We start from the raw sequence: 13,512 nt of genomic DNA, 5'->3' as shown, positions 1-13,512 counted from the left end.
GGCACGGCACATGCTGCCTGAAAAAGGCGAACGGTTGGGCATGCTGCAGTTTTTCCGCGAATTCTGGGACTTCTGGTCGTCCATCTTCGAGCGGATGGACAAGATCCATATGGGCCTGATCGCTGCGGGGGTGGCTTTCTATGCCATGTTCGCGGTCTTCCCGGGACTTGCTGCGATCATCGCGCTGTGGAGCCTGTGGTTCGATCCGAACGTGATCATGGCTTATGTCGATGTGGCGCACGAGTTCTTGCCCGACGGTGCGGCCGCACTGATCGATTCCCAGATCAGATCGCTGACGGCGGGCGGCCGGACCAGCATCGGATGGGCATCCTTTATTTCGTTCATGGTGGCGACCATCGCCGCGCGGGCGGGGGTCGATGCGCTGGTGCGTGGCCTGAACGCCGCCTACGGGGTGCGCGCACATTCGACGATTTTCGGATTTATCCTGGCCTATGGTCTGACCTTGGCGATCGTCGGTGTGTCGCTGGCGGGTCTTGCGACCATCGTGATCGTGCCGGTGGTGCTGAATTTTCTGGTCCTTGGTCCGGCGCGGGCCTGGTTGGTGGCTGGCCTGCCATGGGCGGCGATGTTCGCCCTGGTGATCATCGGGATCGGGATCCTTTACCGGTACGGCCCGAACGTGAAGACGCCGCGCACGCCGGTCTTTACCTGGGGCGCGCTGTTCGCGGCGATCCTGTGGGCCGCGGCATCGGTCGCCTTCTCGGCCTATCTTTCCAGTTTCAACAGCTACAACCGCATCTACGGATCCATCGGCACGGTCGTGGCCCTGCTGATGTGGTTCTATCTTGCCGGTTTTTCGGTGATGCTGGGCGCGCTGATCAATGTGGAACTGGCGCGGCGCAGACGTGTCCGCGCCGCACGGGCCGTGCGAGAGACGGTGCCCGAGGGCTGAAGGCGAATTACGCCTCCATCCCTTCGGTTGAGGCAAAGAACATCGCCTGGCTGACGGCAGACCGCACCTGCTCTTCGCTGTAGGGCTTCGAGATCAGGAAGGCCGGCTCGGGGCGGTCACCGGTCAGCAGACGCTCGGGGAACGCGGTGATGAAGATCACCGGAATATCGCCCATATCGGCCAGCAGCTCGTTCACCGCGTCGATGCCCGAAGACCCATCGGCCAGCTGGATGTCTGCAAGGATCAGGTCCGGCCGGTCCTTCCCAGCCAGATCGATTGCCTGACGGTGGGTGCGCGCAACGCCCGTGACGCTGTGGCCCATCGCCTGAACGATGCCTTTCAGGTCCATGGCGATGATCATCTCGTCTTCGATCACCATGACCTTGCCGCGCAGCGCGCTGCTCATCTCGTTCAGGGCGATCTGCACCAATTCCTCGGCCTCGGCCTGATCCACCTGCATGATGCGGGCAATCTGGTCATAGCGCAGTTCCTCGATCGTGCGCAGCAACAGTGCTTCGCGCGAATTTGGCGTCAGGCTACGCAGATGATCCTGGGCGCGCTGTTCGCGCGTCGTCTGGTCGGTTTCGGCCACCGGCTGCCCAGAGCTTTGCCAGATCGCGTGGAAGGCGCGGAACAGGCCCAGCCTGGTGTCGTCGTCACCGTCAAGAACCGAACGATCCGACAGGATCGCCTCTAGTGTCGCGGCGGCATAATTGTCACCGGCGCTTTGGCTTCCGGTCAGTGCGCGGGCGTAACGGCGCAGGTAGGGAAGCTCGCGCCCGATGGATTGGGCCAGATCGGCAGAAGCCATTTTCGATATCCTCAGAATTTCGCATGCGTTGCGGAACTTTCACAAAGCACTAATGGTTGCATCCCGTGCGCACAAGATTTCCGGGATTAACAAAAACATGACGACAAAGAGAGAAGACGGCCGGCGCGAGGCGGTCGAAAAGCAGATCGACGAGAATCTGCGTAAAGTGTATGAGCAGGACGTGACCGAGCAGATTCCGGATCGCTTTCTCGACCTGCTGAAGCAGCTGCGCGAGCAGGACTGACACCAAACCCTTGCGGGAAGGCGCTACGATACACTCATGAAAAAATCCGACTCGACCGAGCCGCGCGACCAGCTTGTGGATCATCTGCCCGCGCTTCGGGCTTTCGCCTTGTCCCTGACGCGCGAGGGCGCGTCCGCTGACGATCTGGTGCAGGACACCATCGTCAAGGCCTGGACCAATATGGACAAGTTCCAGCCGGGCACGAATCTGCGCGCTTGGTTGTTCACGATTCTGCGGAACACATTCTATTCGGCGCGACGCAAGACCAAGCGAGAGGTCAGTGACACGGACGGCATTCATGCAGCGCGGCAGGCCACGAAGCCGGATCACGATGGCAAGCTGGCCCTGCGCGATTTTCGTACCGCGTTCCAGCAACTGCCCGACGAACAGCGCGAAGCACTGATTCTGGTTGGCGCATCGGGCTTTTCCTACGAAGAAGCGGCAGACATGACCGGGGTTGCGGTCGGCACGGTCAAATCGCGCGCCAACCGCGGTCGCCGCAAGTTGGCAGAGCTGCTGCAGCTAAGCGGCGCTGACGATCTGGACCTGACCGATCAGGCGACAATGGCCGTGATGGCGTCAAATCAGTCCGTTTCCCGTTAGACGGAACCCGATATGCTAAGGCGATTGCGCGACAGGCTGGATTTTACGCGGCGTCTGGGCTTTCGTCTGGGCGCCCTTCTTTCCGTCGCGATCCTTCCACTTGGCCTGATCTCGCTGGCGCAGAACCTGCACATGTCCCGCGAGGTGCAGCGCAGCGCGGAAATTGCCCTGCTTGGCCGCACCGCCTCTGCTGCCGCCGGGGAAAGGGCACTGCTGATCAGTGCGCTTGGATCGGCCGATGCGTTGGGGCCGGCGGTTCTGGACGCCCTGGACCGGACCGCAGATTGCAGCGACCTGATGCGCAATTTCATCCAGCGCAGCGCCACCTATATTTATGCGGGATTCGTGCCGCTGAGCGGTCTCAGCACCTGTAATTCCAACCCCGATGTCGGCGCGGTTGCCGATATGCGTCTATCGCCCGCCTTTCAGGAGTTCATGGACGAACCCGGGACGCTGGTCACATCGCTTGAACGGGGCGTGGTCAGCGGGCAATCGGTGGTGCTGGTGATGCATCCCCTGTATCGCGACCGCGAATTGCAGGGATATATCGGGATCTCGCTGACCCACGAATTTTTGCGATCCACGCACTCGATCAATTTCGGGACCGAGGGCGCGCGGATCCTGACCTTCAATCACCGCGGCGATATTCTGACCTCGGACAGCGCCGAAGAGGGTTCGGCCGACGACATTCTTCCGGCCGGTGTGTCGCTGCTCAGCCTGCTGTCGCGCAACGATACCACCTTCCGCGCCCGTGCGAACACGGGCGAGATGCGCGTGTTCACTGTCGTGCCCGTGGTGCCGGGGCTGGTCTATGCGCTGGGAAGCTGGAGCCCGAAACTGGCCGGCGTGGGACTGTTCCAACTGACGCGGTTCGGTGCGTTCCTGTTTCCGGCCGCTCTGTGGCTGGTCTCTCTCGCGGTGGCGTATTTCGCTGTCTTCCGGCTGGTCCTGCGACATATCACCGTTCTGCGGGGACAGATGCGTCGGTTCGCGATCGGCAACCGTGACGAGCCGCCGCCGATCCTGACCGACGCGCCCACCGAAATCCACGATGTCAGCCAGACCTTCCACAACATGGCGCGGATCCTGATCCGCGACGAAGAGGCGATGGAGGATGCGGTCACGGAAAAGACCGTGCTGCTGAAAGAAGTTCACCATCGTGTGAAGAACAACCTTCAGCTGATCGCCTCGATCATCAACATGCAAAGCCGCGTGATCTCGGATGACGACGCCAAACGGGTGCTGCGGTCGGTTCAGGATCGGGTGGCGGCGCTGGCGACGATCTACCGAAACCTGTATCAGGCCGAACATCTTGACGCTGTCGAGGCTGATCGGCTGATCGGCGACATCATCAATCAGATGGTCAACGCGTCGGTCGGGCCGGGCAGCAATCTGCGGGTCGAGACGAAGCTGCAACCGATGACATTGCTGCCCGACCAGGCGGTGCCGCTGTCCCTGTTGGCGACCGAGGCGTTCACCAACGCCTTGAAATACGCGGGAATTCCGGCAGGTGAAGATGGTCCGTGGGTGCGGGTTCATCTGACCTCGCCCGAATCCGGAACCGGTGTGTTGCGGATCGTCAACTCTACCGGCGACCGCGAAGCGGAAGATGAGGGCACGGGTTTGGGCAGCCAGTTGATCGAGGCGTTCTCGACCCAACTCGAGGGCGCGGCCCGGACTGCGTTCGAGGATGGAAGCTATGTCCTTGAACTGACCTTCGCGATCGAAGCCGCGACGCGCCTGCCCGGAACCGATGACCGCAAGGTGGTGCTGACATCGGCGGCGCGCGATGGCGCCCGGCACTAGGCGGTATTCGCCCCATTGCTGCGCGACAACGCTTGCACCCCACAGCTTGCGGCCTATCTTGACGCCATGACTCTGCACGCCACCCTTGATCTGAGCACAGGCGAAGGCCTTCTGGCCTGTCCGCGTTGCGATGCGCTGCATGTCGATGAGGAATTGACCAGCGGCGAGACTGCGCGCTGCGTTCGCTGCGGAACGGTGCTTGCGAAACCGCGCAGCGGCGCGTTCGGTCAGCTGATCGCCCTCTCCTTCACCTCGATGGTGTTGCTGATGGGCGCGGTGTTCTTTCCGTTTCTGGAAATTTCGCGCATGGGATTCGGCAACGCCACATCGCTGTTCGGCGTCGCCCTGGCCTTCGCTGATGGCATCTTGCTGCCGCTTGTCGTTGCGGTGTTGGTCATGATCGTCGGGCTGCCGGTCCTGCGCGCGTTCCTGCTGCTATACACGTTGGTGCCGCTGGCGCAGGGGCGGCCGCCGCATCGCCACGCCGCCACCGCATTCCGCTGGTCCGAGGTGCTGCGACCCTGGTCGATGGCCGAGATCTTCGTGATCGGCACCTCGGTCGCGCTGGTCAAGGTCGCCGGGCTTGCGACCGTGCATCTGGGTCCGGCCTTCTGGGCATTCTGCGCGCTGATCATCGTCAACGCCGCCTCGCGCGGCTTCATGTGCCAGACGACGATCTGGGACGCGATCGAGGATGGCGGGCTGAAGACCGATGGCCGCGAACTGGTCGAAGCGCCCGAGGCCGGAACATGAGCGGCGGCGCGCAGATCCATGACGGCCCCGTCATGACGGCACATCGCGCCGGGCTGGTCGGGTGCCGCAGCTGTGGCAGGGTCTGGCCCGAGGAGACGACCACCTGTGCCCGCTGTGGCGCCCGCCTTTCCCCGCCGGACCGCCGCTGCCTGCAGGCGGTATGGGCGTGGCTGATCGCCGGCGTTGTCATGTATTTCCCCGCCAACCTGCTGCCGATGATGAGCACGCAGACCTTCGCGGGGCTACAGGGCAGTTCCGAGGCGACGATTTTTGAAGGCGTGATGCAGCTGATCGATCACGGCAGCTATGACATTGCCGCGATTGTCTTCTTTGCTTCGATCGTCGTGCCGATCGCGAAATTCATCGCGATCTCTTGGCTGGCGCTGGTCGCCGGAAGGCCAGCCACGGTGGACCAGGCGCATACAAGGCTGAAGATGTTCGAGGTCGTCGAGTTCATCGGCCGCTGGTCGATGATCGACGTGTTCGTGGTTGCGATCCTGTCCGCGCTGGTTCAGCTGGGTTTCGTCGCATCCATCCATCCCGGACCGGCGGCAGCTTCCTTTGCGCTGTCGGTTGCCTTCACGATGCTTTCCGCGCAAAGCTTTGACCCACGGCTGATCTGGCGCGGCTTGCCGCTGCGCCGCCGTTCTAACGACGAAGACGACGGCAGGAACGACAAGACAGAATGAGCGATACGCCACCGCCGCCGCTGAAGCCGGCAAGCCCCGTCCGCAAAACCGCCGTGCGCGCTGCCCAGGCCGGCGTCAATGTCGTGTGGCTGGTGCCGATCATCGCGCTGATCGTGACACTTGGCGTGGCCTGGAACGCCTATTCGGATCGCGGTCAGATCATCGAGGTGGAATTCGCCGACGCCACGGGGATCACACCCGGCGAGACGACGCTGCGTTTTCGCGAGATTACCGTAGGGCAGGTCGAGGCCGTGCATTTCACCCCGGACCTGACCAAGGTCGTGGTCGAAATCCGCGTCGATAATGACATCGCCGACTATATCGACGCGGATGCGCAGTTCTGGATCGTGCGCCCGCAGGTCACGGCACAGGGGGTCACGCGCCTGGATACGGTGCTGACCGGTTCGTTCATCGAAGGCTACTGGGATGCGAAGACCGATCCGCGGCAAACGCATTTCGTCGGTCTGGAACGCCCGCCCCTGATCCGCGAGGACGCGGAGGGAACCTGGATCACGCTGTCGATGGACAGTGCAGATGGTCTTAGCGAGGGTGCGCCGGTCCTTTATCGAGGCGTACAGGTCGGTCGCATGGAAAACCTGCGCCTGTCGTCCGATGATGACAGCGTTGTTGCAGACGCGTTCATCCAGTCACCGCATGACGAGCGGCTGACCACATCGACTGTCTTCTGGGACACTTCGGGCTTTTCGCTTTCGCTTGGTGCGAATGGCATTTCATTCAACGTCAATTCGCTTTCGTCTCTGGTGCAAGGGGGCATCGCCTTCGATACGCTGGTCAGCGGTGGCCAGCAGGTCGAGAACGGCCATGTGTTCAGCCTGCAACCCGACGAAGAGTCCGCCCGCGACAACCTGTTCGTGGCCGACAGGGAAGGCCAGCTAAAGCTGAGCGTTCTGGTCGAAAGCACCGTCAGCGGGCTGGAAAAGGACGCCGATGTGCAGTTTCAGGGGCTGAGCGTCGGCAAGGTGACGGATCTCGCGGTGCGCGTCGAAGAAGGGCAGGACGGCGTCGATCCACAGGTGCTGCAACAGGTGTCGATCGCGATCTCTCCCAGCAGGCTTGGTCTGGCGGAGGATGCCACCCCCGAAGACGCGTTGGAGTTTCTGCGCGGTGCGGTGCAGGCGGGTCTTCGCGCGCGCGTGGCAAGTGCCGGCTTCTTCGGCGGCTCGCTGATCGTCGAACTGATCAACATCCCCGACGCGCCTGAGGCGCAGATCGACATGGACGGCCAGCCCTATCCCATCGTGCCCTCGGTTGAAGGCGACATCTCGGACTTTACCCAGACGGCACAGGGATTCCTGACCCGGATCGGCGATCTTCCGATCGAGGAAGTGCTGAGATCGGCCACCGACATGATGAACAGCGTCACCGAGCTGGCCAGTTCGCAGGAAACGCGGGCGATCCCCGAAAGCCTGCGCAACACCATCGACGAGGCGCAAACGACGCTGACCGACATTCGCACCATGGTTCAGGATTTCCGCGACAGCGGCGCGGCTGACAATGCCGGGACCGCGCTGGCATCGGCCAGCGAAGTCGCGGCCAAGCTGAACGAGGCTGCCGACCGTCTGCCGGCCATTCTGGAATCCCTGCAGACGGCATCGGCGTCGGTTCAGGATGTCGATTTCGCCTCGATCGGGGCGCAGCTTGACGCGACGTTGCAGGACGTTCGCGACGTGATCGGCACTCCCGAGGCCGAGGCCCTGCCCGAAAAGATCGGCACCCTTGTCGCCACGCTGGACAGCGCGGCGGCGCAGGTGGATACGCTGGCGGGCGATATTCAGCGGTCCGGTGCGGGCGAAAATCTGGGCCGGATGATCGACGAAGCGACCTCGGCTTTCCAGTCGGTGCAGGAAGCTGCGGTCGATGTGCCCGACATGGTGGATCAGATCGACGCCGCGGCCGCCAAGGTGAACGAGGTCGATTTCGCCCAGATCAGCGCGCAGGCCGAAGGCATCCTTGCTGATCTTCGCGCCATGCTGGGCAGCGAGGACGCCGAACGCCTGCCCCGCAATCTGTCCGACACGCTGCAGGCGGCATCGGGTCTGCTGAACGATCTTCGTGACGGGAATGCCGCCGGAAGCCTGAACAATGCACTGGATTCGGCCAGCGTCGCCGCGGACGAGGTGGCGAAATCGGTGCAGCAGCTTCCGCAGCTGATCCAGCGCCTGCAGACCACGGCGGCACGCGCCGATGCGGTTCTGGCGGCTTATGGCGACCGGTCCGCCTTCAATAGCGAGGCGATTGGCATGCTGCGCGAACTGCGCCGCGCGACGGCCAGCTTTGGCTCGTTGGCGCGGATGATCGAACGCAACCCTCGCGCCTTTATTCTGGGACGCTAAGATGATGATCAAATCCATTTCCGCCGCGACTTTGCTGGCCGCCATGGCCCTGGCCGGTTGTTCGAATCCCGAAAAGACCGGCCGGTACCTGATCGACCCGCCGGTGTCCGGGCCACAGGTGCCCAACCGGCTTGGCACGGCCGAGCTGAAGGACGTGTCCTTGCCGGAATACGCCTCGGATCAGGAAGTGATGTGGCAGACCGCCGATGGCGCCGTGCGCTCGACCCCCGACAATCTGTGGGCCGACAATCCGCAGCGTGCCTTCACGCTGGCGCTGGCCCGTGCGATCTCGGACCAGTCCGGCGCGACGGTGATCGGCGAACCATGGCCACTGGCCGAGCCGCCGCAGCGCGTGCTGGAGGTGCGGGTCGAAAAGGCCCTGGCGCAGGCGAACGACACCTATCGGCTCAGTGGGCGATATTTCGTCTCGGACAGTGGCAGCGGTGGCGCCAATCACGCGCGAAGCTTTGACATTTCGGTGCCGATGACCAGCAGCGATCAGCCTGCCGCAATCGCTGCGGCGCTGTCACAGGCCATCTCGCAGCTGGCAGTCCAGATCGCGACATTGTCGGGGCCCGGGCGGACGATTGCGACACGCGCTGCCACCAACGACCCTTTCGCGCTTGATCCGCTGTTCTAGCGCCTGACGCCAGTTTGGCCTGAAAAAGTTTGGCGGATGGCCTTTGGGGGCCATCCGCCAATCCACCCGCGGGCGGGACTGAGCAGGGAGAAACTCGTTAAACTGACGTGCCCTGCGGGTGGTCCCGGTCGCACAACCGCGCGATCGGGATCTGTGTGTCCTGTTCCGCCCCGTCGCCGCCCATGACCTGGGCGATGACGGGCAGGACGAAACGGTCGAAGCAACTGCGATCCGGCCGGAACGCGCCGGGCCTGCCAACACCTCCGCAATCCTCGCAGTCAAGGATCGTGCCCCAGCAATTCGGACACGCCCCCAGCGCGCAGGCCAGCATCTCGGCGTGGTCGATCAGCAGTTGGTTTTCGCGCTCAAGCCGTCTGAATGCGGCCCATGTAGGGCGGTCCGATCCGGGTAGAGGAGCCTCCGGATCGGACCGCCCCGGCATCGCCGCCCCAAGGCTTTCCAGCGCGCGGCGGGCCGGTTCATTCTCTGCACCCCCCGGCGCCGCGCCCAGAAGCTGAAGTGCGGCGATCACGTTGTTCACATTCTGCTTTTGCTGCGCGGACATGGTCTGGGAACTCTCTCTCTATTGGCTTGCGGGTCGGGTTGTCCCCTTTTGCTTCCTCGCGTTGCTGTTGGGCCTGTTTGCCATGGCAGTCGTGAATGCGGTGTGAAAGATCAGGCGCCACGGGCGTGAAAATGACCGAAATACGACGTAAATTTCGCGATTCTTGCGGATCCCAACCAAAAAAAGCGCATCAGAGCGGCTTGAACCGTTCCAGAGGCGATATTCCGTGATTGCCTGAAAGCTGTGTGGATCGAACGATGCGCCGCAGCGATCAGGACTGCAGCGCGTCCAGCAATTCGCCGTGCAGCCGTGGTCCCGCGACGATCAGCCCGTCGACCATCGCGCGCGGACTGTTGAATCGCATCCGGTGTCCGCGCCGATCCGTGACCGCGGCGCCTGCCCGTTCGGCGATCAGGCTGCCCGCGGCGATATCCCATTCCCAGGCCGCGCGCAGCGACAGGGCGGCATCGAACCTGCCTTCCGCGGCAAGGCAAAGTCGCCAGGCCAGCGACGGGCGGAACTCGCGGGTGAAACCCGGTACCATGCCGCCGCGCCAGTGCACCGCATCGGATGCGGCACGATAGGTCAGCACACTGGCCCCATCGATTCCGGCATCGCTCGGGGTGATCGGTTGGCCATTCAGCTGTGCCGGTCCGTCCGCTGCCGCCGTATAGCAGCGGCCGCTGACCGGCAGATAGACGACCGCCGCGACGATCCGATCGCCTTCCGCCACCGCCAGCGAATGTGAAAACCCCTCTTGCCCTGCGATGAAGGCGCGGGTTCCGTCGATCGGGTCGATGATAAAGCAGCGTCGCGCGTCCAGACGTGCGGGATCGGCCTCGCTTTCTTCGGACAGCCAGCCGTAATCGGGCCGCATGCCGGTCAGGTGCCGCTGCAGTTCGTCGTTCACAGCCAGGTCGGCCTCGGTCACGGGACCGGCGTCGTCGGGTTTTTCCCAGCTTTGCGGATCCTGGCGCCAGTACCGCAGCGCGATGACGCCTGCCGCGCGTGCGGCATCGACCAGCAATGAAAGATCGTCGTCAGGCCCCCGCAACGGTCATTCCTTCAACCAGCAGGCTGGGCACCTCGGCGCCTCGCCATGGCAACGCATCGTTGCCAGCCCGCAATGTCATCAGCATGTCGCGCAGGTTTCCGGCGATGGTGCATTCGTTGACCGGATAGGCGATCCTGCCATTCTGGACCCAGAACCCGGCCGCGCCACGTGAATAATCGCCCGTGGTTCCGTTGATCGAGGCACCCAGCATCGACGTCACCACCAGCCCGGTGCCCATCTCGGCGATCAGGTCGTCCGCGCCGCCATCGGCGGACGTCAGGATCACGTTGCTGTTGGTTGGCGATGGCGCGGAGGCCATTCCCCGCGCGGCGGATGCGGTGCTGTCCATACCCAGCTTGCGCCCGGTTGCCAGATCCAGCGTCCAGCCCTGAAGAACACCGTCCGCCACGATGCTGCGTTGGCGTGTCGCCAGACCTTCGGCGTCGAAGGGTCGCGACGAGGGGTAGCGTGGCCGAAGCGGATCCTCGATCAGATCCATTCCCACCGGCAGGACCGGTTCGCCCATTGCCTTGCGCAGCCAGCTTGCGCCACGCGCGACCGAACCGCCATTCACAGCCGACAGCAGATGCCCGATCAGCGACGCCGCCACTCGTCGGTCATACAGGATCGGAAAGGCCCCGGTCGGCGGTTTGCGCGATCCCGCACGCGCCAATGTCCGTTCGGCGGCAAGGCGGCCGATCTCTTCGGGCTGCGGCAGGTCGTCTGCCCAGACCCGAGATTCAGCGGCATAATCGCGTTCCATCCCCAGCCCCTCGCCGGTGATCGCAACGGTCGATATGGCATGCGTGGTGCGACTGTAGCCGCCCGAGAACCCGTTCGAGGCCGCCAGCCAAAGATGACGGCGGCTGAAACTGGCATTGGCGCTTTCGACCTGGCTGATGCCTGCGGCCTGCAGTGCGGCGGCTTCGGCCCGCAGTGCCGCGTCTTGCAGCTGGTCGGGCGCGGGGTCAGGTCGGTCGTCGCAGATCTGCAAAGCGACCGCGTCGCGCTGGCTTGCCAGCTGTCCGGGATCGGCCAGACCAAGATAGTCGTCCACGGGCGCCTCGCGCGCCATGGCCACGGCGCGTGCCGCCATTTCGGCGATACTGTCGTGACTGTGATCCGACGCAGAGACACAAGCCTGCCGTCCCCCGATCAGCACGCGCAGGCCGATCTCGACGCCCTCGGCCCGGTCGGCGTGTTCCAGCCCACCGCCGCGCACATCGATACTGACCGACTGGCCGCGCATGGTCAGCGCATCCGCCTGATCGGCGCCGGCACGTTTTGCAGCCGCGACCAGCGCCTCGGCCAGATCCCGCAGCTGCGCCGAATGTTCCCTAGAGGTCTGTTCGCTGCTCATCCCGTCCTCTTGTCGCTTGGCCCTTTTTCACGCGCCAGCACGCCCGGCGCAAACGAAAAGGGGCCGGACGGACGTCCGGCCCCTGCCCCTGCGTGCTTCAGGTCACTTGACTTGCTGGCCGTTCGCAAAGATCGAGCCGTCTTCGCGGAAGTCCAGCTCGGTCTTCAGGGTGTTCGGATCGCCTTCCGCCGGACGGGCGAACATCGCGATCATCATGCGCGCGCCCATCACCTGTTCCTGCGGGACCACACCCATCGACACCAACGTGTCCAGCAGGGTGTTGATGCCCGAAAAGCTGCCTTCGACCTTGCCGACCGGTTGTTCGGCGCCTTCGGGAATGGTCAGATCGCCGGTGACATCGGCCTTCGCACCCACCGCATCCAGTGTGAACTGGTTGATCCGCACGGTCTCGGGCCGCAGCGGCGAGGGCATCGGCGGAACGTCCGCGGGTGCTGCTGCGCCGTCTTCAGCCTCAGCCTGCTGCTGCGCTTGTGCCTGCGCCTCCGCCGCCTCTTCCATCCGCTGTGCCATCGCGGGATCAAGAAGGTCTTCGCTGACCTTTGCCATGCCTTCGATATCGATGGTCAGGCTGGCCGGATCGCGCGGCAGTTGGCCGTTCGGATCGAACAGGTTCCAGATTCCGTCCGCAAGGGTCAGACCGGCCAGCGCATAGTCGAACTTGAAGGGTTGGGATTCATCCGACTTCGAGATCGGCAGGGTCAGGCCGCCCGCGGCGCTTTCGACGGCATAGCTGATCGGGAACGGCAGATCCGCGATGTTCATCTCGGCCCGGGTGCCCTTGGCGCTGCCACGATAGATCAGCGCATCGCGGGACATGGCGACCGACAATTCGCTGCTGTCCGAGCCGAAGGCTGCGTCGCCCGATTTCTGCACGCCCTCGGCATCGGTGCCCGAGAATTCGGCGCTGCCGGTCATCGGGCCCATCGCGAAGTTGCCGTCTATGCGAAGCCCGTCCTTCAACGCGACATGCAGATTGTCGGTCATGTCCATCTGGCCGGACGGCGTCTTCATGCGCCCCGTCATTGTCAGCCCGTCAACGACGCTCCGGGCGCTGAGGCTGCCCGTCGACGCGCCGTCCTGATCGTCGGCGGCAACATCTGTCATCTCGATCGCCAGATCCAGTTTGCCCGCCGTCATGTCGTATGTGGTGTCGGTGCCGTCTGCGGCCTTGGTGTTGCGATAGGTTCCGGCGACATCTGCAAGGCTGATCCGCAACGGCATGTCCTGTGCCGCCCCGGCATCCTCCGGCTGTGCGCCGAAACGTGCGGCAAGCGTCAGTTCGGGATAGCTCATCTCGTGCAGCATGTCATCGGCGCTGCCCGACGACAGCATCTCGTTGCCGGGCATGGTCATCAGGAACTGGATGTTGGTGTCGTCCTGATCGGGCATTTCGGCGACCGCTTCGCCGGTGATCTCGCCCTCGATGACCGTCCGCACCTTCGCGTCGCCGGTCTGACGCAGAACGATGCCCGGGATGTCAAAGCTGAAATCGCTGGTTTCACCATCGACGGAGACGGTGACGTCTGACAGGCTCAGCGTATCGCCTGCCTCGTCGCGGCTGCCGACCGTCACCTCATAGCCCATGTCGGTATAGGATCTGGCCAGGTCATCCCAGACCTGCGCCGGGGTCACCTCTGTCAGGCCGGGCGATGCGGCGGCAATCAGCGCCACGGCCGAGGTTGCAAGCGAACGAAACATG

Annotated in this window: 13 protein-coding genes; 8 read left to right on the top strand and 5 right to left on the bottom strand. The window is 63.8% G+C overall.

Annotated features, from left to right (window positions below; genetic code table 11):
- Positions 1-40: 40 nt before the first annotated feature.
- Positions 41-913, top strand: a complete 873-nt coding sequence (locus tag MU516_RS00320; RefSeq protein ID WP_260275232.1) for a YihY/virulence factor BrkB family protein — start codon at positions 41-43, stop codon at positions 911-913.
- A gap of 7 nt (positions 914-920) precedes the next feature.
- Here MU516_RS00320 and MU516_RS00315 read toward each other — a convergent pair whose 3' ends face one another.
- A complete protein-coding gene (locus MU516_RS00315) occupies positions 921-1,724 on the bottom strand; it encodes a response regulator (protein WP_311319083.1) in 804 nt (267 codons plus the stop codon).
- Positions 1,725-1,821: 97 nt separating this feature from the next.
- On the opposite strand from MU516_RS00315, the gene MU516_RS00310 reads away from it, so the two are divergent.
- The 7 genes from MU516_RS00310 to MU516_RS00280 are packed head-to-tail and all read left to right on the top strand — an operon-like array spanning position 1,822 to position 8,813.
- A complete protein-coding gene (locus MU516_RS00310) occupies positions 1,822-1,968 on the top strand; it encodes a NepR family anti-sigma factor (RefSeq protein ID WP_209054996.1) in 147 nt (48 codons plus the stop codon).
- A 36-nt stretch (positions 1,969-2,004) separates the two neighbouring features.
- Positions 2,005-2,571 carry an RNA polymerase sigma factor gene (locus MU516_RS00305; RefSeq protein ID WP_260275231.1) on the top strand — a complete coding sequence of 189 codons (567 nt, stop codon included), beginning with the start codon at positions 2,005-2,007 and terminating at the stop codon, positions 2,569-2,571.
- A gap of 12 nt (positions 2,572-2,583) precedes the next feature.
- Positions 2,584-4,377, top strand: a complete 1,794-nt coding sequence (locus MU516_RS00300; protein WP_260275230.1) for a sensor histidine kinase — start codon at positions 2,584-2,586, stop codon at positions 4,375-4,377.
- 15 nt (positions 4,378-4,392) lie between these two features.
- Positions 4,393-5,130, top strand: a complete 738-nt coding sequence (locus tag MU516_RS00295; protein WP_311319082.1) for a paraquat-inducible protein A — start codon at positions 4,393-4,395, stop codon at positions 5,128-5,130.
- A complete protein-coding gene (locus tag MU516_RS00290) occupies positions 5,127-5,819 on the top strand; it encodes a paraquat-inducible protein A (RefSeq protein WP_260275229.1) in 693 nt (230 codons plus the stop codon). The genes MU516_RS00295 and MU516_RS00290 overlap by 4 nt, the downstream gene beginning before the upstream one ends.
- Complete coding sequence (locus tag MU516_RS00285) at positions 5,816-8,173, top strand: PqiB family protein (RefSeq protein ID WP_260275228.1); 2,358 nt, start codon at positions 5,816-5,818, stop codon at positions 8,171-8,173. Before MU516_RS00290 ends, MU516_RS00285 begins: the two co-directional genes overlap by 4 nt.
- A gap of 1 nt (position 8,174) precedes the next feature.
- Positions 8,175-8,813: a PqiC family protein gene (locus MU516_RS00280; RefSeq protein ID WP_260275227.1), complete on the top strand. Its 639-nt coding sequence runs from the start codon at positions 8,175-8,177 to the stop codon at positions 8,811-8,813.
- Positions 8,814-8,910: 97 nt separating this feature from the next.
- On the opposite strand, the gene MU516_RS00275 is transcribed toward MU516_RS00280, so the two are convergent.
- The 4 genes from MU516_RS00275 to MU516_RS00260 form a co-directional block, all read right to left on the bottom strand.
- On the bottom strand, positions 8,911-9,378 hold the full coding sequence (locus MU516_RS00275; protein ID WP_260275226.1) for a hypothetical protein: 468 nt from the start codon (positions 9,376-9,378) through the stop codon (positions 8,911-8,913).
- A gap of 271 nt (positions 9,379-9,649) precedes the next feature.
- Positions 9,650-10,432: an inositol monophosphatase family protein gene (locus MU516_RS00270; RefSeq protein ID WP_260275224.1), complete on the bottom strand. Its 783-nt coding sequence runs from the start codon at positions 10,430-10,432 to the stop codon at positions 9,650-9,652.
- Complete coding sequence (locus MU516_RS00265) at positions 10,419-11,792, bottom strand: TldD/PmbA family protein (protein ID WP_260275222.1); 1,374 nt, start codon at positions 11,790-11,792, stop codon at positions 10,419-10,421. Before MU516_RS00265 ends, MU516_RS00270 begins: the two co-directional genes overlap by 14 nt.
- Positions 11,793-11,894: 102 nt before the next feature.
- Positions 11,895-13,511, bottom strand: a complete 1,617-nt coding sequence (locus MU516_RS00260) for a DUF2125 domain-containing protein (protein WP_260275221.1) — start codon at positions 13,509-13,511, stop codon at positions 11,895-11,897.
- Position 13,512: the final 1 nt, after the last annotated feature.

The sequence above is a fragment of the Paracoccus maritimus genome, assembly GCF_025195095.1.
GTDB lineage: Bacteria > Pseudomonadota > Alphaproteobacteria > Rhodobacterales > Rhodobacteraceae > Paracoccus > Paracoccus maritimus.
The sequence above is the reverse complement of the archived record's forward strand: the minus strand, read 5'-3'. Positions and strand labels throughout refer to the sequence as shown.